Genomic DNA, 20,437 nt, shown 5'->3' with positions numbered 1-20,437 from the left:
TCGTGGCTAACTTTTTCTTAGAAACTTAGCATCTCAGAACCTTAGTGGCTTAGCGAAAACTCATACACCTTTCCTCCTACTTTATTTGTTTTTTCGTCGGCGATAAGTAAAGTGTTATTGTCTTTAAAAACCATGGCTTCTTTTTGTGAGAAGTGGTTTAGATTCAATTCTGTTTGTTTTCCTTTATGGAATAAATCTCCTTTGAAATCTTTAAATAAAACAACTTTATCGTGACTCAATAACGCTACTTTTTTTCCGTCTGGGCTAATTGTTGCGCTTGTTAGAACACAATGATTGTAATTGCTGCAAGTTTTAAATTCTCCAATTTTTACTGCTTTCTGCGTTCCTGCAGCATTTTTGATTTTGTAGATAAAAGCAGTTCCGTCAAAACCTTTGCTTCTATTTTTGGTGAAAAGATAGAAATAGCCATTCAGTTCAAAAAAACCTTCTACATCGTAAAACATTTCTTTTTTCTTTGGAGGAAATTCTTTTTGTTCTGGATACGAAAATGAGATTTTATATTCGGCTTTGGCCAAATCATTATTCAATTGATTTTTTGCTACTTTATAAATGCATAAATCTTTTCTTTCGTTATCATTATTTCCAAAATCACCAATGTAGATATTTCCAGATTTATCTTTTGTAATATCTTCCCAATCAACATTTGTAGCATTAGAAATCGTAATCGTTTTACTTAATTTCCCTTCAGAATCAATTGCGTAAATGGCATTTTTATTTCCGCTGTCTTCTAGAGTATAAAGAGTTTTCGTTTCAGGAAAATAAGTAATTCCCGAAACTTCCTTTAATTTTTTCGGAAGCGAATACAGTTCTTTCAAATCAGAACCAGACTGCTTCTGACAAGCTAATAAAACAATTGAACAGATAACTAAAAAAGACTTTTTCATATATTATTTTGTTTTTAAACCAAGTTAGTGTTTTTAAAATTGCGAATGATAAATTCAAATGCGGCATGCATGACGTGTCCCATCGATTTTGCGTTTTTAAATTTCATGTCGTTCGTATAACGATACAATTCCATTTTTAATTGCATCAAATGTTCGTGTGTCGAAATGGTATCGTGACACATGATATTTAATAGTTTTTTAATTCTCGTTTCGGCTGAATGAATACGTTTTGCCAAAATCGCTCTTTCTTCGTCTTTATATTGAATAATCGAACGTTCTTCTAATTTTTCTTTAATTAATTGAATCATCGGGAAATTTTCCTTGAAAAACTGCGGACGATACACTTTAAAATTCCCTTCGTAACATTGCTGGTCAAAATCGATTGGACGAATTTTATAAACTACTTGGTCAAAATCGTGAATTGGAACAATTACATAATTGTAAGCGCGCATGTCTCCCAAAAGACGAATCATACAACGTTCGTTAAATTTCACAAACTCTTTTGCAATCTGCGCTTTTTCCATCTCGCTGCATTTATCCAGCAGCGTATCCATAAAAACATCACCTGGAATTCCGATAATATGCTCTTCGATCAAAGTATCTTTATAAACCAGAAAATTGATTTTATCTGGCGAAAGAATATCTTCCAACTCCAATCCGTAAATACGTGAAGCATCTGCTTTTTTAATATAAAAATGGACGTAATTGTCATTGAGAATATTTCGAACTTTAATTCTAAAAGGCTTCGAATTTCCGAAAGTACAGTAATCAATCGCATCGACATTCAAGAACTGAATAATCTCACTATTACCATCAGAATGCAGAAGCGAATAGATTTTCTTTAAATTTAAATCAATTTCATTGCGTTCAAATTCGCCGTAATACACTCGAATCCAAAGCGTATCGGTATCATGTTTATCGTAAACGTTTATAGAACCCGTAAAACGAAGCAAGTCATCATAAAACACAGAAACTTTAGAAATACGTTCGTATCGCTCTAAGTAACTTAAAAGTGGCTGTGTTAAAGGGTAAGACGGTTTTTTTAATACCATTAAAGGCTCGCTCATTTTGAATATCTTTATTACAAATTTACATCAATACGATTTAATGTTAGAATTTAAAGTAACAAAAATCAAATTGGCTCGTCATACTAAAAACTAAAACCAGAAAAATTTGGAAACCATATTAACCATTGAGAATTTAAGCAAAAGATACGGCCGAATCCAGGCCTTGAAAAATGTATCTTTTCAAATACAAAAAGGTCGTGTTTATGGCATTCTAGGGCCAAACGGCAGCGGGAAATCGACTACATTAGGAATTGTATTAAGCGTTGTTAATAAATCTTCTGGCAATTATCGCTGGTTTGATGGCACTATAGAAACGCACGAAGCTTTGAAAAAAGTTGGTGCGATTATAGAAAGACCAAATTTTTATCCGTACATGACGGCTGAGCAAAACCTGAAATTGGTTTGCAAAATCAAAAATATCAATTATTCTAAGGTTAACGAAAAACTGGAATTGGTTGGTTTGAGCGAAAGAAAAGATAGCAAATTCAGCACTTTTTCTTTAGGAATGAAACAGCGTTTGGCTATTGCATCAGCACTTTTAAACGATCCAGAAATTTTAATTTTAGATGAGCCAACCAACGGATTAGATCCGCAGGGAATTCATCAGATTCGAGATATTATTAAAAAAATTGCATCGCAGGGAACGACTATCTTACTGGCTTCTCATTTATTGGACGAAGTAGAAAAAGTTTGCTCGCAGGTAATTGTTTTAAGAAAAGGCGAAGTTTTGTATTCTGGTCCAGTTGACGGAATGTCTTCTAACGAAGGATTCTTTGAATTACAAGCAGATGACAATTCGATTTTAAAAACCATTTTGCTAGAACATCCCGCTGTTGATAGAATTGCTGAAGAAGAAGGGAAAGTTTTAGTTTACATAAATTCTGATTTATCTGCTTCAGATTTAAATCAGTTTTTATTTTCTAAAAATATTGTTTTAAGCCATTTAGTAAAACGCAAAAACAGTTTAGAAGCTCAATTTTTAGAATTAACCAAAAACGCAATCGCTCAAAAAAACTAAACCATGAAAAGACTTCTCTCTATAGAATTGCAAAAAATCTGGATGAACAAAGCCAGTCGTGTATTAACCTTAACTTATTTTGTTTTACTTTCTTTTATCGCTCTTATTGCCGCGATAAAATTTGATATCGGAGTTTTTAAATTTCATTTGGCCGAAATGGGAATCTTTAATTTTCCATTTATCTGGCATTTTAATACGTATGTAGCGGCTTGGTTAAAATTTTTTCTAGCGATTGTAATCGTTTCGATGATGGCGAATGAATATAGCTACGGAACTTTAAAACAGAATTTAATTGATGGTCTAAGCAAAAAAGAATTTATTTTATCTAAATTCTTAACTGTAGTCTTATTTGCTTTTGGATCTACTGTTTTCGTTTTTATCATGAGTTTGCTTTTAGGATTATCCTTTTCTTCTTATACCGAATTTGGAATCATTTTTACTGACTTAGATTATCTTTTAGCCTTCTTTGTTAAACTAACTGGATTCTTTTCTTTCTGTCTATTTTTAGGAATCTTAGTAAAACGTTCTGCTTTTGCACTTGGTTTTCTTTTAGTTTGGAGTATCGTTGAAGCAATTGCGAGAGGAACTTTAGCCTTTAAAATTTTCCCAAATAGTGATACTGACAAAATAATCACACAATTTTTCCCTTTAGAATCAATGTCAAATCTGATTGTTAATCCAGGTCCGAGGCTTTCTGTAGTTAAAAATATTGGAACTCAAATCGGAATTAACACAGAAGGCGATTTTAGTGTCGACTATTCTGCTGTTTTAATTGTTTTAGCTTGGACTTTTGTGTTTGTTTATTTTTCTTACAAATTATTAAAAAATAGAGATTTGTAGTATATTTGTTACTATGAGTCACCTAAGAATTTTTCTATTTTTCATTTTGTGCTGTTTTTGTCATAAAATCAGTGCGCAGAATATTTCTGTTAATCCAACAGCAACACCTGTAGATTTAATTCAAAATGTTTTAATAAATAGTTCTTGTATTGATACCGAGAGTGTAAATGCAACCGGCAACCCTACTCCAAATGAGCAGAGTTACGGTTCTTTCACTGCTGGTCCAAACTTTCCTTTTGCTAGCGGAATCGTTTTAAGCACTTCGCCTAGTGTAAAAGCTCAAGGACCTTACATTCAACAAGATTCTAAAGGAACCCAAGTTCAAAATTGGAATGGCGATCCCGATCTTAATACTGCCTTAGGAATTAACAACAGTACGCAAGCAACAGTTTTAGAGTTTGATTTTATAGCATTGACCAATTCTATTAGCTTTAATTATATTTTTGCTTCGAATGAATATCAAAATAATTTTCCGTGTATATATTCTGATGGGTTTGCATTCTTAATTAAAGAAGCTGGAACCAGCGATAATTATAAAAATCTTGCGGTTTTGCCCAACACTACCACAGCCGTTTCAGCCACAACAGTCCATCCTAAAATTAATACAATTAATGGAATTACTGGACCAATACCTGGATGTGAAGCCGTAAACGAAAATTACTTTAATGGCTATAATACTGTAGCAAGCCCTGTGAACTATGCGGGGCAAACTATAGTAATGAATGCTTCTACAGAGGTAATACAAAATAAAAAATACCATTTAAAACTTGTCGTTGCTGATGATGCTACAAGACACTACAATTCGGCGGTTTTTATTGAAGCGGGCAGTTTTGTAACTAAAATAAATTTTGGAGAAGACCGAACAGTTGCTAATAATAATCCAGTTTGTTTTGGCGAAAATTTTGTTTTAAATACCAATTTAAGCGCAACAGATTATACGTTTAAATGGTTTAAAAAAGATGCGTCTAATAATTACATTCAAATTCTAGGCGCAACATCTTCTACTTATGCTGTACCTTCAACAGGAACCTATAAAGTTGAAGCGAACCTAAACACCACAACCTGTATTTCGGTTGGAGAAATTACTGTCGAATTTACTTCTGAAATTGCTAAAACCAATACTTCTTTACTGCAATGTGATGACGATAGTGATGGATTTACGATTTTTGATCTGACTAAAGTAGCTAACATTGTAAAAAACAATAACCCTCAGATCACCAATCAAGGGTATTATGAAACTTTGGCAGACGCGCAAGCTAAAACAAATCCGATCTCAAATCCGCAGCGTTATACCAACAAAATTCCAAATCAAATTGTTTACGCACAGCTTGAAAATACTTTTGGCTGCGGAACAACAGCAGAAATTACGCTAAATGTTTCTAATACTGTTATTCCAAATCAACCTGCAGTAGAAACCTGTGATGGAGATGCAATACAAGACGGTTTATATCAATTTAATTTACAAGATCAAGTAACACCACAAATTTTATCTGGTTTGCCTCCAGGATTAGTAATCGATTATTTCTTAACTGCTTCAGATGCTATTACAGAAACAAATAAGTTAGACAATATTTTTAAAAATACAACTCCAAATAGCCAGACCATTTACGCACGAGCTGCAAATGGTTCAGATTGTTATGATATAGCTCCTGTAGAATTAATTGTGCACACTTTTGATCCGCCTAATTTTGAAGAGGAAACACGTTATTTATGCAAAGGCGATGAAATGACTTTAACAGTCGCTACAGGTTTTAGCAGTTATACTTGGACTAATAATGACAGCACTACAAATACAGCATTCATTAATAGCGCGGGAGATTATTCTGTAACTGTAACAGATGAAAATGGCTGTAAGAAAACTAAAAATTTCAAAATCATTTTATCTGAACCTGCTACAATTACTGGAGCAGATGTAAAAGATTTTTCTGGAACCGACAATACCGTACAAATTAAATATACTGGTGTTGGAAATTATGAATTTTCTCTTGACGGAATCGTTTATCAAGACAGTCCGACTTTTACTCAAGTTGTTTCAGGAGTTTATAATGCAATTGCCCGAGACAAAAACGGCTGTGGTCCGTCTAATACATTTTTAATATATGTCTTAGATTATCCGCGTTTCTTTACTCCAAATGGAGATGGAATCAATGATTTATGGGTAATTAAAGACCTAGATCAAATGCCGAATTACACTATTTCTATTTTTGATCGTTATGGAAAATTATTAAAACAAATGACTCAAACTGGCGCAGGCTGGAATGGACTTTTCAACGGTAGAGAAATGCCTTCAGACGATTATTGGTTTACGCTGCTTTTTGCTAACGGAAAAAATGTAAAAGGGCACTTTAGTTTGAAAAGATAAGTTTTTAGGAAATTCCAAATTCTCAAAATTCCAAATTCCAAATCCTGAATCTCAAATTTTAAATTTAAAATTTGAAACTCTTGAAATTCCAAATTCCAAGTTGAACTTGAAACATAAAATCTGAAACATTAAACTAAAATATATCTAAAAAAAAGAATCCCAAACTCCTTGATGGAATTTGGGATTTTTATTTTGAAAGTTAAACCGAATTAGATTTTGTATCTTTTTCTATCTGTTTCACTTAAGTAAATTTTTCTTAAACGTAAAGATTTTGGAGTAACTTCAACGTATTCATCTTTTTGAATGTACTCTAAAGCTTCTTCTAATGAGAATTTGATAGCAGGAATAATTCTAGCTTTGTCATCAGCTCCAGAAGAACGTACGTTAGAAAGTTTTTTCGTTTTAGTAACGTTAACTGTCATATCGTCGCTACGAGTATTTTCTCCAATAACTTGTCCTTCGTAGATATCCTCGTTAGGATCAACGAAGAATTTACCACGATCTTGTAATTTATCGATAGAGTAAGGAATTGCTTTTCCGTTTTCCATAGAGATTAATGAACCGTTGTTACGTCCAGGAATTTCTCCTTTGTATGGCTCATATCCAATGAAACGGTGCGCCATGATAGCCTCACCAGCAGTAGCAGTAAGCAATTGATTTCTTAAACCAATAATTCCACGAGATGGAATGTTGAATTTAATGATCATACGCTCACCTTTACCTTCCATAGAAAGCATTTCTCCTTTACGGATTGTTACGAATTCAACCGCTCTACCTGAAAGATTTTCTGGTAAGTCGATAGTTAATTCCTCAATTGGCTCACATTTAACACCATCAATTTCTTTGATGATAACTTGTGGCTGACCAATTTGAAGCTCATAACCTTCTCTTCTCATAGTTTCAATAAGAACAGATAAGTGAAGTACACCACGACCAAATACCATGAATTTATCAGCAGAATCAGTTTCACCAACTTTCATTGCTAAGTTTTTCTCCAACTCTTTTGTCAATCTTTCACGGATGTGACGAGAAGTAACAAATTTACCTTCTTTACCAAAGAATGGAGAATCGTTAATTGTAAACAACATACTCATTGTTGGCTCGTCGATAGCAATTGTTTGTAAAGCTTCAGGATTTTCGAAGTCAGCGATAGTATCACCAATTTCAAAACCTTCAATACCTACAACAGCACAAATATCTCCAGCAACGACTTCTTCCACTTTTCTACGGCCAAGACCTTCAAAAGTGTGTAATTCTTTAATTCTAGATTTGATTACTTTACCATCTCTTTTTACCAAAGAAATTGGCATTCCTTCTTTTAAAGTACCTCTTTCAAGACGTCCGATAGCGATACGACCTGTAAAAGAAGAGAAATCTAAAGAAGTAATCAACATTTGTGGAGTACCTTCAGAAACTTTTGGAGCTGGCACATTAGCAATAACCATGTCTAATAATGGCTCAATGTTTTCTGTTTGGTTTTTCCAATCATCAGACATCCAGTTGTTTTTTGCAGAACCATAAACCGCTGGGAAATCCAACTGCTCTTCAGTAGCACCTAATTCAAACATTAAGTCAAAAACTTTTTCGTGAACTTCTTCAGGAGTACAGTTTTCTTTGTCTACTTTATTGATTACTACGCAAGGCTTCAAACCTAAGTCAATAGCTTTTTGTAAAACGAAACGAGTCTGTGGCATTGGACCTTCAAAAGCATCCACTAACAAACATACACCATCGGCCATGTTCAACACACGTTCTACTTCACCTCCAAAATCGGCGTGGCCAGGAGTGTCAATAATATTGATTTTTGTTCCTTTATATTGAACAGAAACGTTTTTAGAAGTAATAGTAATACCTCTCTCACGCTCTAAATCGTTATTATCTAAGATTAAATCACCTGTGTTTTCGTTTTCACGAAATAACTGACAGTGATACATAATTTTATCAACCAAAGTGGTTTTACCGTGATCGACGTGGGCAATAATTGCAATGTTTCTAATAGATTCCATCTGTGATTTTTAATGGGCGCAAAGGTACACTTTATTTTCTAAAAAAAAACGTTTCTAACATAGTTTGCGTATATACAATCAATTAGTTAATATAAAACATCAAAATATCGGTTTCAAAATGGCATTAACATACGTTTAGTTATAGTTAAATTAACTATATTTGAGGTGATGAAAAGTAAAACTCTCCAAATTACTCTTATTTATATAATCATCTCGATAATTATGGCAGTGATATGTCATAAATTACTCATAACCTACTTTTCTTCTTCAGAATATCTTTTTCTTTCTTTATTAAAAGACATTGCTTTTATTTTAATTACTGGCCTAGTTTTCAGTTTTATTCTTTCAAAAAACGAAAAAAGAAACATCACCATCTTTGAAAAGTTAAACAAAACCAACGAAGAAATAGAAGAGTCAAATGAGAAGTATGACATTGTAGCAAAAGCAACAAGCGATACCATTTGGGACTGGAAAATTCAAGAGGACAGCATTAATTGGAACAAAGGAATTGAAGGTGTTTTTGGTTATGACCCAAAAGAAGTAGGCAAAACTTCTAAATGGTGGTTTGACAAAATCCATCCAGAAGACAGCATCCGAATGTCCATAAAATTATACTCTTTTATAGAACAAAAAACCGAAAAATGGCAAGATCAGTACCGTTTTAGATGTGCAGATGGTTCGTATAAATATGTTTTGGACCGAGGTTTTTTATTAAAAGATGAAAACGGAAGAGCCATCAGAATGATTGGTGCAATTCAGGATATTACCAAACAAAAAGAAGAAGAACAGCGATTAAAACTTTTAGAAACAGTAATTACTCAATCTAAAGATTCTATTTTAATTACTGAAGCCAATTCGTCAGAACGAAGAATACCAAAAATAGTATACGTGAACCCTGCATTTTCTCAAATGTCAGGTTATCAATCCAATGAAATTATTGGAAAATCTCCAAACATTTTTAAAGGGCCAAAATCTGATTCTGATGAATTAAAAAAACTTTTAAGAGCCATAAAAAATGAGGAAGAATGTCTCATAGAAACCATCACCTATACCAAAAATAAAGAAGAATATTGGGTACGTTTTTCTATGATTCCGATTTTTAATAATGAAGGAGTAATTTCGCACTGGATCTCTATACAGCGAGATATTACAGATGAGAAAAAACTCGAAACAGAAAAAGAACATCTTATTCGAGAACTAACACAAAACAACAAAGACTTAAAGCAATTCTCTTACATCACCTCCCACAATCTTAGAGCGCCGCTTTCTAATTTAATTGGTTTGCTAAATTTGATAGAAGACATTCCGATAGAAAATGAAGAACTTCAAGAAATTTTAGCCGGATTTACAAAATCGACTCACTTACTAAATGAAACCATCAACGATTTAGTAAAAGTTATTATTATTAAAGACAATCCTTCCATGCAAAAAGAAGAAGTATCTTTAAAAGAAGTTTTTGAAAATGTTTTTAGCCAACTTTCCTTTCAAATTGAATTACACAAACCAATAATTAAGCTTAAATTTGATAAAGTCCCAGAACTTATTACCAACAAAGCTTATATTGAAAGTATATTATTAAATCTGCTTACCAATTCTATAAAATACAAATCAGAAAACAGAAAACTAAAAATATCTATAACAGCCGAGCAAATAGAACAAAAAACAATTTTAACCTTTAAGGACAACGGAATCGGAATTGACTTGGAAAGAAATCGCGATAAAGTATTCGGACTTTATCAAAGATTCCACAATTACCCTGACAGCAAAGGATTAGGATTATATCTGGTAAAATCCCAAGTAGAAACGATGGGCGGCACAATTTCTATCGATAGCGAGGTTAATAAAGGAACTACATTTACCATAACATTTAAAAATTAATTATTATGCTTGAGCAGATTTTATGCATTGATGATGACCCTATCACATTGATGTTATGCAAAAAAGTAATTTCAAAATCTTCATTTTCTCATGAAGTTATTACAGCTCAAAACGGCGAAGAAGCTCTTCATCATTTCAATGTATTAAAGTACACCAACGATAAAGCAAAAAAAAGACCCGAATTAATTTTTTTAGATTTAAACATGCCCATTATGGGCGGATGGGAGTTTTTAGATCATTTTACCTCTCCAGATTACAAAGAATTTAATACTGTTCCTGTAATCGTACTATCTTCAACTATTGACCCTGAAGATCTTGCTAAAGCAAAAAAATATCCTATTATAATAGATTTCCTTTCAAAACCTATTACACTGCCAATGCTGGAATACCTTAAAAAGAAAATAGATCTATAAATCTCAAATAAAAAATTCCAAATTCCAAAAATTTTTAAATTCTCAAATAAAAAAAATCCAAATTCCAACTTTACAAAAATTGGAATTTGGATTTTGTTTTTTGGAATTTCATTTCCACCTATAACAAAAAAAGTCCTCTAAAAAGAGGACTTTTGTATATCTAAAAATTGTATTAATTACAATTTAGCAACATGTTTAGTTAACTTAGACTTCAAGTTAGAAGCTTTATTGTCATGAATGATGTTCTTTTTCGCTAATTTATCAATCATAGAGATTACAGTTGATAATTTTGCAGTAGCATCAGATTTATCAGTAGCTAATCTTAAAGCTTTGATAGCGTTACGAGTAGTTTTGTGCTGATATCTGTTAAGAACTCTTCTTTTTTCGTTACTTCTGATTCTTTTTAATGCTGACTTATGATTTGCCATTTTCTTTTAATTTTAGATGTAATAATTATTATAAATACTAGTTAAAAAAGAAAAACCTCCCACAATTATAAAAACAATCACTTTGGTTTTAACTAATAAAATAAAAACCGAGACACCAATCTTTATTTTACAAAACTTATTTACAACTAATTTTGTAGTCTGTAAGGGAATCGAACCCCTGTTACCAGGACGAAAGCCTGGAGTCCTAACCCCTAGACGAACAGACCGTTTCTTCTAAGTTACCTTCAATTTAAACAAAATTGAAGTTGTAGTCCGTGGGGGAATCGAACCCCCCTTACCAGGATGAAAACCTGGCGTCCTAACCGATAGACGAACGGACCATTATATCAAGTTAAAGAACTTAAAAATTGCAGAAAAAAAAGTAGTCCGTGGGGGAATCGAACCCCCCTTACCAGGATGAAAACCTGGCGTCCTAACCGATAGACGAACGGACCGTGTATTTCTCTAATGCGGATGCAAAGATACATCTATTTTTTAGTTGCACAATAGTTGATACAAAAAAAAATATTTTTTTTTTAATATGCCTTAGCAAAAAACACTCTTTTAGAAGAAGGTTTCCCAGTAAACACACAGGTTCCCGCCTCTTCAACAGCATCCAAAGGAATGCAACGAATAGTCGCTTTTGTCAACTCTTTTATCTTTTCTTCTGTCTCAGCAGTTCCGTCCCAGTGAGCAGACAAAAAGCCTCCTTTTCCTTCTAAAACTTCTTTAAATTCCTCAAAACTATTTACTTCCGTAATATGAGTATTGCGATAATCTAATGCTTTTGCAAATAAATCAGTTTGAATCTGCTCTAAAAGATCATTTACGTGTTCAACGATTTTTTCGCCAGCAACCACTTCTTTTGTCAAATTATCTCTTCTTGCCACCTCAAAAGTTCCGTTTTCTAAATCTTTTGGACCAACAGCAATTCGAACAGGCACACCTTTCAATTCCCATTCTGCAAATTTAAAACCTGGCTTTTGAGTTGTTCTATCATCAAATTTAACTGTGATTTTTAATTTTCTCAATTTAGCCGTTAAATCTTTAACTGCTTCTGAAATCTGAGCCAATTGTTCATCAGTCTTATATATAGGAACAATTACTACTTGAATTGGAGCCAAATTTGGAGGCAATACCAATCCTTGATCATCAGAATGCGTCATGATAAGTGCACCCATTAAACGAGTAGATACTCCCCAAGAAGTTCCCCAAACATGTTCTTGTTTTCCTTCAGCATTAGCAAACTTAACGTCAAATGCCTTTGCAAAATTTTGCCCTAAAAAGTGAGACGTACCAGCTTGCAACGCCTTTCCGTCTTGCATCAATGCTTCGATGCAATAGGTTTCATCAGCTCCAGCAAAACGTTCTGTCTCAGTTTTAAAACCTTTTACTACTGGAATTGCCATAAAGTTTTCAGCAAAATCAGCATAAACGTTCATCATTTTTTCTGACTCTTCAATTGCCTCATCTTTTGTTGCGTGAGCCGTATGTCCTTCCTGCCATAAAAACTCAGCAGTTCTCAAGAACAAACGCGTACGCATTTCCCAACGAACCACATTTGCCCATTGATTAATCAACAAAGGTAAATCTCTATACGATTGCACCCATCCTTTATATGTAGACCAGATAATTGCTTCACTTGTTGGACGAACGATAAGCTCCTCCTCTAATCTTGCATTTGGATCAACCATTAATTTCCCTGGTCTCTCCTCATCATTTTTTAATCTGTAATGCGTTACTACCGCACATTCTTTTGCAAATCCCTCAGCATTCTTCTCCTCCGCCTCAAACATGCTTTTCGGTACAAACAAAGGAAAATAAGCATTTTGATGTCCAGTTTCTTTGAACATACGATCTAACTCAGCTTGCATTTTTTCCCAAATAGCATATCCGTATGGTTTTATTACCATACAGCCTCTAACTCCTGAATTTTCAGCTAGATCTGCCTTAACAACCAGTTCGTTATACCATTTCGAATAATCTTCTGATCTTGTAGTGAGGTTCTTACTCATATTATATATTTTGGCACAAATTTTGTTTTATACAATTTTAACTAAATAGTTTGACAAAACTAACTAATTTTGTAATGTGCAACAATAAAAAACACCACAGATATGAAAACTTACCTTTCACTCCGCCAAAACTCTAATCATTTTTACTTAATTGGATTACTGAGTTTATTGCTTACATCATGTGGTTCTTACCAAAATTCATCTTATTATGATAATGATGGCGTTTATGGTGGTGGTACATCAGTAAAATATGTACAAACCGGAACAAACAACCAATACAAAGAATATTTCAGATCGCTTCAAGACGATGATCAGCCGACTGAAATATTTACTGACGTTGATAACTACACTAATTATTCTGAAAACGACAGCACGCAAACTGCCTCTGTAGGTTATCCTGCATGGGGAAGCAGCAGTTCTGAAGTTTCGGTAAACCTTTACTCTACTCCATCTTGGTCATTCGGATTCGGAATGGGTTATCCATATTACGGATGGGGTTACGGAGGTTACTGGGGATGGGGATACCCATATTACAGCTGGGGATACCCAGGATATTGGGGACCAGGCTGGGGCTATCCAGGATATTGGGGAGGTGGCTACTACGGCTACAACAACTACAGCTATTCTTACGGAAGAAGAGGCTCTGCAGGTTATTACGGAGACCGCAACTACGCTTACAACAGAAATTACTCTTCTGGCAGAGGCTATGCGACCAACAGAAATTATACAACTAATAGAAACTACACTACCAATAGAGGAAATTACACCACAAACAGAGGAAGCTATACAACTAACAGAAATTACACCACAAATAGATCATCTAACGGTTATACAGATTTCAGAAGAAGCTCTAATGTAAACGGCAGAACAACAAGTCCTACTTTTACCAACAGAAGCAATTCAAACTCTAACTATAGCAACGGTACCTATAGCAACAGAAGGTCATACAACAATAGCGGAAACACAACAACAAACAGAAGCTACACACCAAGCAGCAATAGCGGTTCGTCAAGAAGCTACACTCCCAGCAGCCCTTCTCGTTCAATGAACAGCAGTGGCGGAGGCGGAAGTATGAGATCATCTGGCGGCGGTGGCGGCGGAATGAGATCTGGCGGTGGCGGTGGAGGAAGAAGATAATTTTTTCAGCCCACTAAAATTCTAATTTAAACTTATCAAAATGAAAAAAATACTTTTCCTATTTATAACAGGACTAACTGTCAGCGCGTCATATTCACAAGAAGTTTCAGATGCTTTGCGTTATTCACAAGAAAATCTTACCGGAACTGCACGTTATAGAGCAATGAGCGGTGCCTTTGGAGCTGTTGGAGGAGATATATCTGCCTTGAGTGTTAACCCTGCTGGATCTGCCATTTTCAACAGCAACCAAGTTGGAGTAACTTTTAGTAATCAGAATGTGAAAAATAACTCTAATTACTTTGGCACTCAAACTTCTGATAAAGAAAACTCTTTTATTTTAAATCAAGCTGGTGGTGTATTTGTATTTAAAGACAATAACCCAAACAACGGCTGGAATAAAATCGCAATTGGTGCAACTTACGAAAACACTAATAATTTTGACAATCAAGTTTTTTCAGCTGGAACAAATCCTACTAATTCTGTAGATGGCTACTTTTTAGATTATGCAAATGGGATCCGCTTACAAGATATTGACGGCTTAGATTATAGAGATTTAAATTATAGAGAACAGCAAGCCTACATGGGATATTGGGGACATGTAATTGACCCAGCTGCTCTTGACCCAAACAATACAGAATATATAAGTAATGTTCCTGCTGGCGGAAATTACTATCAAGAAAACGAAGTTTACACTAGAGGCTACAATAGCAAATTAGGTTTCAATATCGCAACTTCATATAAAGACAAATTGTACTTTGGAGCCAATTTAAACGTTCACGTGACAGACTACAGAAGAACAACAAGCTTCTACGAAGACAATGACAATCCATTACAGCCATATGAAACGATTTCAAACTTACGTTTCAACAATGAACTTTATACTTATGGAAATGGTTTTTCTTTCCAGCTTGGAGCAATAGGAAAAGTAACCGACAATTTTAGACTTGGTGTTGCTTACGAATCAAACACTTGGTACGAGCTGTACGACGAAACTTCTCAAAGTATATACACAACTAGGCAAGCTGACGGAGGACCTGCATTAAACGCTAATGTAAATCCTAATGTTATAAATGTTTACGAATCTTACACTTTACAAACTCCAGACAAATGGACTTTTAGCGCTGCATACGTATTTGGAAAATCAGGTTTATTAAGCATTGATTATGGCATCAGAAACTACGGAAACAGTAAATTCAAATCTACAAACGACGCTGGTTTTAGAGAAATAAACAGCGACATCAGCAATACTTTAACTAGCACAGGCGAGCTTCGAATTGGTGGTGAATACAAAATCAAACAATTAAGTTTAAGAGGTGGATACCGTTACGAAGGAAGTCCGTACAAAAACGGAATCACAGTTGGCGAATTAAACAGTTACTCTGCTGGTTTAGGTTATAGTTTTGGTGCTACAAAATTAGATTTGGCTTACTCTTATTTAGAAAGAAAATCAAATCAAGGCTTTTTCTCAAGAGGATTTACCGATGGAGCTGAAATCACTTCTAAGCTAAACAATGTCACTATGACTTTACTATTTGAATTGTAATTAAAAATCAAAATAGATGATTGAAAATTTCCGTCAGGTTTTACTTGATGGATTTTTTTTATCCTTTAAAAACGCAATTTTCTAAACCCAATTCAAGATTAACAGGCTGTCAGCGCAGGTAACTTCATAAAAAACAGCTAAAACAAACTGCAAACTAGTGCTGTTTGAATAAAAAAAGTGTAATTTTGCACTCCAATTTATAAAAGTATGAGAACCAAGTCTTTAAAAAAGAACAAAATTAACGTAATCACTCTTGGGTGTTCAAAAAATGTTTATGACAGTGAAGTCCTTATGGGACAACTGCGTGCGAATGGAAAAGAAGTAGAACATGAAGCTCCTGCAGAAAAAGAAGGAAACATCATTGTAATCAACACTTGCGGATTTATTGATAATGCAAAAGCAGAATCGGTAAATATGATTTTGGAATATGCGGATAAAAAAGACAGAGGACTTGTAGACAAAGTTTTTGTAACCGGATGTTTGTCTGAGCGTTACAGACCAGATTTAGAAAAAGAAATCCCTAACGTTGACCAGTATTTTGGAACTACAGAATTACCTCAACTATTAAAAGCTCTTGGAGCCGATTATAAACATGAATTACTTGGAGAACGTTTAACTACAACTCCTAAAAATTATGCTTATTTAAAAATTGCTGAAGGATGCGACAGACCTTGCAGTTTTTGTGCCATTCCTTTAATGAGAGGTTCTCACGTTTCTCAGCCAATTGAAAAATTAGTAAAAGAAGCTCAAGGCCTTGCTAAAAATGGTGTTAAAGAATTAATCTTAATTGCTCAAGATCTAACCTATTACGGACTTGATCTTTATAAAAAAAGAAATCTTGCAGAACTTCTAGAAGCTTTAGCTGCTGTTGAAGGAATCGAATGGATTCGTTTGCATTATGCTTACCCAACTGGTTTCCCAATGGATGTTTTGGAGTTGATGAAACGCGAGCCAAAAATCTGTAATTATATTGACATTCCATTACAGCATATTTCAGATTCTATCTTGAAATCAATGCGTCGTGGTACAACTCAGGCTAAAACAACTCAATTATTAAAAGATTTCCGTGCTGCTGTTCCAGGAATGGCCATTAGAACTACTTTAATTGTGGGTTACCCAGGTGAAACTCAGGAAGATTTTGAAATTTTGAAAGATTTTGTTCAAGAAATGAAATTTGACAGAATGGGATGTTTTGCTTATTCTCATGAAGAAAATACTCACGCTTATTTATTGGAAGACAATGTTCCAGATGACGTAAAACAAGCAAGAGCAAATGAAATTATGGAGCTTCAATCTCAAATTTCTTGGGACTTAAACCAAGAAAAAGTGGGTAAAGTTTTCAGATGTATCATTGACAGAAAAGAAGGTGCTCATTTTGTGGGACGTACAGAATTTGACAGCCCAGATGTTGACAACGAAGTTCTAATTGATGCTTCTAAGCATTATGTTAAAACCGGAGAATTTGTTAATATAAAAATAATTGAAGCAACAGAATTTGATTTATACGGCGAACCTGCTTAAATTTACGGTAAACTATTATCAATTTAGATAAACTATTATGAAACCTACGAACATATTTTTTCTTTTGATTTTCACTTTGTGCTGTTTCAATTTGGCATCAGCCCAATATGGTGGCGGTTATGGCGGTTACAATAACGGATATGGCGGTGGCTACGGAAGAGGCGGCGGAATGGGTATGGACAGAAGCATGATGGCCGGCGCAGGACAACAAGGTTCGCAAAGCAAACCAAAAGAAACTCCTCCTGAAGAAACTGCTGGAATGATTGTGGAACAAATGAAACCTCAGGTAAATCTTGACGAGTTACAAGCTATCGCAATTACAAATGTTTTGGCTGACAGCGTAAGAGAGCAAGGGATTTTGTTAAAAAACGAAAGCAGCAGTCAGGATCAGAAAATTGAGCAGATTAAAGCTCTAAGAGAGAGCACTGATAAAAAAATTACCGCTTTCTTAAATCCTGATCAAGTTGAAAAGTACAAAACTTTTATGAATACCTTAAAAGAGGTTAAGAAGCCCAAATCTAAAAAGAAAAAAGACAAAGACTCTAAAGATAGCAAAGAAGTAAAAGACGCTCCAGATACGAAAATTTCAGAATAATCGTTATTAACTTATAAAAAAACGAATTATGACAAAAAAACTTTTTTGTTATCTGACTTTAGCAATTATAGTCAGTGCTTGTTCGACAAATCCGTACAAGAATACTGAAAAAGCTTACGACCAGCAGCTGAAAAATTTAGAAAATCAAATTACAAGCAAAGAAGCAAAACCAATTCCTCCAGTTCCACCTTTAGCAATTGACACTTCTTATGCACAGCAATTGGGAATCGTAAAAGATACTTTATCGAAAACAGGCTCTACTTATTTAGTAAATGGAATAAATACCGAATGGGTTGGTACGGTAAATTTTAATTTAAGAAAACCTAGCTTTGTAATTATTCATCATACAGCGCAGGATTCTCTGCAACAGACGATTAACACTTTTACAAAAACTAAAACTCAAGTAAGCGCTCACTACGTCATTTCTGAAAACGGAAAAGTTGTACAGATGCTTAATGATTACCTAAGAGCATGGCATGCTGGAAATTCTACTTGGGGAAAAGTAACCGATTTAAATTCTTGTTCTATTGGGATTGAATTGGACAATAACGGATTTAAACCTTTTACTGAAGCACAAATTAGCAGTTTAGTGGCTCTTTTGACAAAATTGAAAAAAGATTACAACATACCGACACAAAACTTTTTAGGTCATGCTGATATCGCTCCAGGAAGAAAACAAGACCCAAGCGCCTTATTTCCTTGGAAGATTTTAGCAGAAAAAGGATTTGGAATCTGGCCAGACGAAGTTTTAGAACCCGCTCCGTTTGATTTTAAAATTGAACCTGCACTAAGAATAATTGGTTATAATACCAAAAATTTAACCTCAGCTATTCAAGCATTTAAATTGCATTATATTCAAACTGATGCGACTTCAGTTTTAGATAGAAAAACAATAGATGCTATTTATTCGATATATAAAAAACAGGTTCAATAAAACCTCAACTATAAAATAAAAAAGCGTTTCTATTAATTTAGAAACGCTTTTTTTATTTTATACATTCAAATTCTTATTAGCAAAAAGACCCACTACGGTGCGTCTCTACAAACAAAAACAACACATATAAATCCTCATCAATTAATAAAAATCCTTTTTATGCAGTATTGGAGACGCTGCGATGCGCCTCTACAAAAAAACAATTTCAACAATTCAAACCTGAAGTGCAACTTGAAACTTGAAACCTGAAACAAAATAAAAAAGCTGCCAAAACATTAGTAGGTTTCGACAGCTCCAAAAAAAAAAAAAAATATCAATCTTTATCTCTAGAAAGAGTATGTTGTTGCAATTAAAGCGTAGAAGCTTCCTCCTGTTGGCAATGCATCTTTGTCTAAGAATATATCTTCAGAAGCTGCATCGTATCTTAGCTCAGGAATAATTGTTAATTTTCCAACTTTATAATTTAAAGAAACAGTATTAGCAAATACGTTTGATCCAGTTAGTGTTCCTAAACTTGGAGCCGCATCTTTAGCATCAAAATATTCCATTCTGTAAGCTAAAAGCAGTGACGGACTGAAAGTGTAATTAGCATATCCTACCAAAGAAAACCATTCTCCATCTAAAGTACTATCAAAATCGTTTGTCGTTTTAGCATACGTTGCATTAAATCCTAAAGCAAATGAATCGCTAATCGTTTTAGATGCTACCAAATCAAACTGTGTTTTATTTTCGTCTGAAACTGGAATTGTACTTCCTGGAATCGGATTGCTACTTCCTGTTGTAAAATTTAAATAAGCACTTCCTGTATCTCCTATATACCCTAACTGTCCGATGAATGTTTTTTGGTAAGAACCTGCATCCATAGCCGATTTAAAATCTGTCGGATTTGTTATCCCTGCCATAGCCGTAAATTTACCAGAAGTATATTGTGCTTTTACCCCTGTATTAAAAAACGGTCCATAAGAAAACGCATAAGACATACTATAGTTTTTGTTATCTACTGCATCTAGCACTTCATAACCGATATGGGTTCCGAAACTACCCGCTACTACTTTAAATTCATCAGTTAAATTATATGTGAAAAATAATTGTTTAATCATAAATTTTGCACTTGCATCTTTATCTGGCGTTTCATTATATGAAAACTCTGCTGCTCTTTTTCCGAAACCTAAGTCTACAAAAACAGAAGCTTTTCCAAAAGTATGACCTGCTTCGATCGACGCCATTCCTAATTCGAATGAATTCTGTGAGTTGGTAAAGCTCGTCAATCCATTCATTTGTTTTGAAAAATCATATTTATAGTACGCATCTGCAGATCCTCCCCAGGTGGTTGCAGGAGGTGTTGCAGCTTCTTCTTCTTGAGCAAAGGCAAAAGAACTTGTTAACATCGCGGCTAAAATGTGAAATGCTTTTTTCATGTTTTAAATTGGTTTTTAGTTATTAATTGATTCTGGTTAGTTAATCTTTTATATATCTATTTAATAGTATAAGTCATTTCTAAAACCTCTTATTCGCCTTCAAATCATCATCATTTTCATTAGCGAATTTATTAACTTTTGTATGAGTAGAATAATCCAAAAGTGCTTTTTTGACGTTTTAGGCGAAGAATTGCGGATTACAAAAATTAAGTCGCCAATAATCACTATTTAATATTAATCGATATTTGTTTTTGAAAATTCAACAACACATTTTTAGTAAATTTTAAAAAAAATTAGAGGTATTTAAAAATTAAAGCAGACAAAAACTACAAAAAATCACCAATAACTACAACTAAA

16 protein-coding genes and 3 tRNA genes are annotated in these 20,437 nt (G+C 34.0%); 10 read left to right on the top strand and 9 right to left on the bottom strand.

The window, feature by feature from the left end; genetic code table 11:
• Nucleotides 1–41: 41 nt before the first annotated feature.
• Both AC3E9W_RS05940 and AC3E9W_RS05935 read right to left on the bottom strand, forming a co-directional pair.
• Nucleotides 42–905, bottom strand: a complete 864-nt coding sequence (locus AC3E9W_RS05940) for an SdiA-regulated domain-containing protein (protein WP_488767481.1) — start codon at nucleotides 903–905, stop codon at nucleotides 42–44.
• 14 nt (nucleotides 906–919) lie between these two features.
• Nucleotides 920–1,972 carry a hypothetical protein gene (locus AC3E9W_RS05935; RefSeq protein ID WP_306156068.1) on the bottom strand — a complete coding sequence of 351 codons (1,053 nt, stop codon included), beginning with the start codon at nucleotides 1,970–1,972 and terminating at the stop codon, nucleotides 920–922.
• A gap of 106 nt (nucleotides 1,973–2,078) precedes the next feature.
• Between AC3E9W_RS05935 and AC3E9W_RS05930 the strand changes: the two genes are divergently transcribed.
• The 3 genes from AC3E9W_RS05930 to AC3E9W_RS05920 are packed head-to-tail and all read left to right on the top strand — an operon-like array spanning nucleotide 2,079 to nucleotide 6,192.
• On the top strand, nucleotides 2,079–2,990 hold the full coding sequence (locus tag AC3E9W_RS05930; protein WP_488767479.1) for an ABC transporter ATP-binding protein: 912 nt from the start codon (nucleotides 2,079–2,081) through the stop codon (nucleotides 2,988–2,990).
• A 3-nt stretch (nucleotides 2,991–2,993) separates the two neighbouring features.
• Nucleotides 2,994–3,830, top strand: coding sequence for an ABC transporter permease (locus AC3E9W_RS05925; RefSeq protein WP_488767478.1), 837 nt, complete (start codon nucleotides 2,994–2,996; stop codon nucleotides 3,828–3,830).
• A 13-nt stretch (nucleotides 3,831–3,843) separates the two neighbouring features.
• Nucleotides 3,844–6,192, top strand: a complete 2,349-nt coding sequence (locus tag AC3E9W_RS05920) for a choice-of-anchor L domain-containing protein (protein ID WP_488767476.1) — start codon at nucleotides 3,844–3,846, stop codon at nucleotides 6,190–6,192.
• Nucleotides 6,193–6,401: 209 nt separating this feature from the next.
• Here AC3E9W_RS05920 and typA read toward each other — a convergent pair whose 3' ends face one another.
• A complete protein-coding gene (gene typA / locus AC3E9W_RS05915; RefSeq protein ID WP_306156072.1) occupies nucleotides 6,402–8,198 on the bottom strand; it encodes a translational GTPase TypA in 1,797 nt (598 codons plus the stop codon).
• Nucleotides 8,199–8,420: 222 nt separating this feature from the next.
• Between typA and AC3E9W_RS05910 the strand changes: the two genes are divergently transcribed.
• Together AC3E9W_RS05910 and AC3E9W_RS05905 are read left to right on the top strand one after the other, a co-directional pair.
• The gene (locus tag AC3E9W_RS05910) at nucleotides 8,421–10,076 is read left to right on the top strand and encodes a PAS domain-containing sensor histidine kinase (protein ID WP_488767474.1); all 1,656 of its coding nucleotides are present in this window, start codon (nucleotides 8,421–8,423) and stop codon (nucleotides 10,074–10,076) included.
• Between the two features lie 5 nt (nucleotides 10,077–10,081).
• On the top strand, nucleotides 10,082–10,489 hold the full coding sequence (locus AC3E9W_RS05905; protein ID WP_456897096.1) for a response regulator: 408 nt from the start codon (nucleotides 10,082–10,084) through the stop codon (nucleotides 10,487–10,489).
• Nucleotides 10,490–10,665: 176 nt separating this feature from the next.
• Here AC3E9W_RS05905 and rpsT read toward each other — a convergent pair whose 3' ends face one another.
• From rpsT to proS, 5 genes are all read right to left on the bottom strand, one after another.
• A complete protein-coding gene (gene rpsT / locus AC3E9W_RS05900; protein ID WP_089052957.1) occupies nucleotides 10,666–10,917 on the bottom strand; it encodes a 30S ribosomal protein S20 in 252 nt (83 codons plus the stop codon).
• Between the two features lie 155 nt (nucleotides 10,918–11,072).
• A tRNA-Glu gene (locus AC3E9W_RS05895) sits at nucleotides 11,073–11,144 on the bottom strand.
• Nucleotides 11,145–11,186: 42 nt separating this feature from the next.
• A tRNA-Glu gene (locus tag AC3E9W_RS05890) sits at nucleotides 11,187–11,258 on the bottom strand.
• Nucleotides 11,259–11,300: 42 nt separating this feature from the next.
• A tRNA-Glu gene (locus AC3E9W_RS05885) sits at nucleotides 11,301–11,372 on the bottom strand.
• Nucleotides 11,373–11,453: 81 nt separating this feature from the next.
• On the bottom strand, nucleotides 11,454–12,932 hold the full coding sequence (gene proS / locus AC3E9W_RS05880) for a proline--tRNA ligase (protein ID WP_306156075.1): 1,479 nt from the start codon (nucleotides 12,930–12,932) through the stop codon (nucleotides 11,454–11,456).
• Nucleotides 12,933–13,034: 102 nt separating this feature from the next.
• On the opposite strand from proS, the gene AC3E9W_RS05875 reads away from it, so the two are divergent.
• The 5 genes from AC3E9W_RS05875 to AC3E9W_RS05855 all read left to right on the top strand — a co-directional run bounded on the left by AC3E9W_RS05875 (nucleotide 13,035) and on the right by AC3E9W_RS05855 (nucleotide 18,662).
• Nucleotides 13,035–14,069, top strand: coding sequence for a hypothetical protein (locus tag AC3E9W_RS05875; RefSeq protein WP_488767472.1), 1,035 nt, complete (start codon nucleotides 13,035–13,037; stop codon nucleotides 14,067–14,069).
• A 40-nt stretch (nucleotides 14,070–14,109) separates the two neighbouring features.
• Nucleotides 14,110–15,612: an OmpP1/FadL family transporter gene (locus tag AC3E9W_RS05870; protein ID WP_488767470.1), complete on the top strand. Its 1,503-nt coding sequence runs from the start codon at nucleotides 14,110–14,112 to the stop codon at nucleotides 15,610–15,612.
• A 207-nt stretch (nucleotides 15,613–15,819) separates the two neighbouring features.
• Nucleotides 15,820–17,133 (top strand): 30S ribosomal protein S12 methylthiotransferase RimO, encoded by a 1,314-nt coding sequence (rimO, locus tag AC3E9W_RS05865; protein ID WP_109194570.1) that lies wholly within the window; start codon nucleotides 15,820–15,822, stop codon nucleotides 17,131–17,133.
• 37 nt (nucleotides 17,134–17,170) lie between these two features.
• Nucleotides 17,171–17,728: a hypothetical protein gene (locus tag AC3E9W_RS05860; protein ID WP_488767468.1), complete on the top strand. Its 558-nt coding sequence runs from the start codon at nucleotides 17,171–17,173 to the stop codon at nucleotides 17,726–17,728.
• A gap of 28 nt (nucleotides 17,729–17,756) precedes the next feature.
• Nucleotides 17,757–18,662, top strand: coding sequence for an N-acetylmuramoyl-L-alanine amidase (locus AC3E9W_RS05855; RefSeq protein WP_306156079.1), 906 nt, complete (start codon nucleotides 17,757–17,759; stop codon nucleotides 18,660–18,662).
• A gap of 326 nt (nucleotides 18,663–18,988) precedes the next feature.
• Here AC3E9W_RS05855 and AC3E9W_RS05850 read toward each other — a convergent pair whose 3' ends face one another.
• Entirely contained in the window at nucleotides 18,989–20,080 is a 1,092-nt protein-coding gene (locus AC3E9W_RS05850; RefSeq protein WP_306156081.1) for an outer membrane beta-barrel protein, read from the bottom strand.
• Nucleotides 20,081–20,437: the final 357 nt, after the last annotated feature.

Source organism: Flavobacterium sp. 38, from assembly GCF_057799715.1.
Note: the sequence above shows the minus strand (reverse complement) of the source record. Positions and strands in the feature narration are given on the sequence as shown.

Bases quoted from the DNA above. Each gene is read 5' to 3' on its own strand.
- AC3E9W_RS05940 (WP_488767481.1), bottom strand. From the start codon at position 905: ATGAAAAAGTCTTTTTTAGTTATCTGTTCAATTGTTTTATTAGCTTGT.
- AC3E9W_RS05935 (WP_306156068.1), bottom strand. From the start codon at position 1,972: ATGAGCGAGCCTTTAATGGTATTAAAAAAACCGTCTTACCCTTTAACA.
- AC3E9W_RS05925 (WP_488767478.1), top strand. From the start codon at position 2,994: ATGAAAAGACTTCTCTCTATAGAATTGCAAAAAATCTGGATGAACAAA.
- AC3E9W_RS05920 (WP_488767476.1), top strand. From the start codon at position 3,844: ATGAGTCACCTAAGAATTTTTCTATTTTTCATTTTGTGCTGTTTTTGT.
- typA (WP_306156072.1), bottom strand. From the start codon at position 8,198: ATGGAATCTATTAGAAACATTGCAATTATTGCCCACGTCGATCACGGT.
- AC3E9W_RS05910 (WP_488767474.1), top strand. From the start codon at position 8,421: ATGGCAGTGATATGTCATAAATTACTCATAACCTACTTTTCTTCTTCA.
- AC3E9W_RS05905 (WP_456897096.1), top strand. From the start codon at position 10,082: ATGCTTGAGCAGATTTTATGCATTGATGATGACCCTATCACATTGATG.
- rpsT (WP_089052957.1), bottom strand. From the start codon at position 10,917: ATGGCAAATCATAAGTCAGCATTAAAAAGAATCAGAAGTAACGAAAAA.
- proS (WP_306156075.1), bottom strand. From the start codon at position 12,932: ATGAGTAAGAACCTCACTACAAGATCAGAAGATTATTCGAAATGGTAT.
- AC3E9W_RS05875 (WP_488767472.1), top strand. From the start codon at position 13,035: ATGAAAACTTACCTTTCACTCCGCCAAAACTCTAATCATTTTTACTTA.
- AC3E9W_RS05870 (WP_488767470.1), top strand. From the start codon at position 14,110: ATGAAAAAAATACTTTTCCTATTTATAACAGGACTAACTGTCAGCGCG.
- rimO (WP_109194570.1), top strand. From the start codon at position 15,820: ATGAGAACCAAGTCTTTAAAAAAGAACAAAATTAACGTAATCACTCTT.
- AC3E9W_RS05860 (WP_488767468.1), top strand. From the start codon at position 17,171: ATGAAACCTACGAACATATTTTTTCTTTTGATTTTCACTTTGTGCTGT.
- AC3E9W_RS05855 (WP_306156079.1), top strand. From the start codon at position 17,757: ATGACAAAAAAACTTTTTTGTTATCTGACTTTAGCAATTATAGTCAGT.
- AC3E9W_RS05850 (WP_306156081.1), bottom strand. From the start codon at position 20,080: ATGAAAAAAGCATTTCACATTTTAGCCGCGATGTTAACAAGTTCTTTT.